Below are 1,352 nucleotides of genomic sequence, written 5' to 3'. Positions count from 1 at the left end.
GGCCGGGCGTCCGGGTGCTCGACGTCGCCGCCGGGTCCGGCAACATCTCGCTGCCCGCCGCAAAGGCCGGCGCCGATGTCGTCTCCACCGACCTCACCCCCGAGTTGCTGCGGCGGTCCCAGGCGCGGGCCGCCGCGCAGGGCCTGCTGCTCGACTACCGGGAAGCCAACGCGCACGCGCTGCCGTTCGGCGATGGCGAGTTCGACGCGGTGATCTCGGCGATCGGCGTGCAGTTCGCGCCGGACCACCGGCGCGCGGCCGACGAGCTGATCCGGGTCTGCCGGCCGGGCGGGACCATCGGCGTGATCAGCTGGACCCCCGAAGGATTCTTCGGCCGGATGCTGGCCACCCTGCGGCCGTACCGCCCGAGCCTCTCGCCGGCGGTGGCCCCGGCGGCGCTGTGGGGACGCGAGGGTTACATCGCCGGCCTGCTGGGCGATCGGGTCGGCCGCGTCACGACGCTGCGGCGTGACCTGCGGGTGGATCGGTTCGGCAGCGCCGAGGCCGTGCACGGCTACTTCAAGGAGCACTACGGCCCGACGATCGAGGCGTACGCGAACATCGGCCACAACCGGATCCTGGCCGCCGAGCTCGACGCCCAACTCGTCGAACTGGCATACCAACACCTGGCCGACGGCGCCATGCACTGGGAGTACCTGCTCGTCACCGCCGAAAAGCTCTGAGGGCGGCTACAAGTCGAGGTCGGCGTCCACGTGGACGTCGGGCTCGCCGCCCGCGGCGGTGAACGCCGTCAGAGCCCGCACCAGGCCACCGCGCTCGGGCGGCGGCATCTTCTCCACGATGGCGGCGATCTCGGCGCGCCGGTACGCGGTGACCCGGCGGACGACCTCGCGCCCGCGCTTGGTCAGTGCGGCGAGCAGCTCGCGGCGGGAAGTGGGGTGCGGGAGCCGGTCGATCAGACCGGCGGCGACGAGCCGGTCGACCATGCGGCCGGTGGCCGAGGGCTGCACACCCAGCAGCCCGGCCAGCGTGGCGAGGTTGACCGGGCCCCGGTTGGACAGGATCACCAGGGTCCGGAACTGCGGAATCGTGATGGTTTCGTCGACCTGCCCGATGGAGCGGGCCGAGATCGCCACCAGCAAACGGGAGGCCGTCAGCAGCGCGTCGGTGATCACATCCAGTGACTCGTCGGCTGCCGTAGGGTTTTCCGTTGCCATCGTGCCCTTTCTTCCGAGTCTTTCGGGCCGTCGGGCTAAAGAATTTGAAGTGTAACAGCGCTGCAAGGTCGTGGGACGAGATACTTTCCTACGAATACTATCGCCCCCGAGCACCGTCTGGCGCGCTACCGTCGGGTCGGCCCAAAGCGGCCGGAAAACAGCGTTTCCACTGCC

Annotated in this window: 2 protein-coding genes; one reads left to right on the top strand and one right to left on the bottom strand. The window is 70.4% G+C overall.

Translation table 11 applies throughout. The features are described 5' to 3' along the window. On the top strand, positions 1-683 hold a 683-nt coding region (locus BN4348_RS36890; RefSeq protein ID WP_066910508.1), incomplete at its 5' end, for a class I SAM-dependent methyltransferase. 6 nt (positions 684-689) lie between these two features. Here BN4348_RS36890 and BN4348_RS36885 read toward each other — a convergent pair. Further along, positions 690-1,178: a MarR family winged helix-turn-helix transcriptional regulator gene (locus tag BN4348_RS36885; protein ID WP_066910505.1), complete on the bottom strand. Its 489-nt coding sequence runs from the start codon at positions 1,176-1,178 to the stop codon at positions 690-692. Positions 1,179-1,352 lie beyond the last annotated feature (174 nt).

The sequence above is a fragment of the Mycobacterium interjectum genome (assembly GCF_900078675.2).
GTDB lineage: Bacteria > Actinomycetota > Actinomycetes > Mycobacteriales > Mycobacteriaceae > Mycobacterium > Mycobacterium interjectum.
This window is presented reverse-complemented; position numbering and strand designations above follow the sequence as displayed.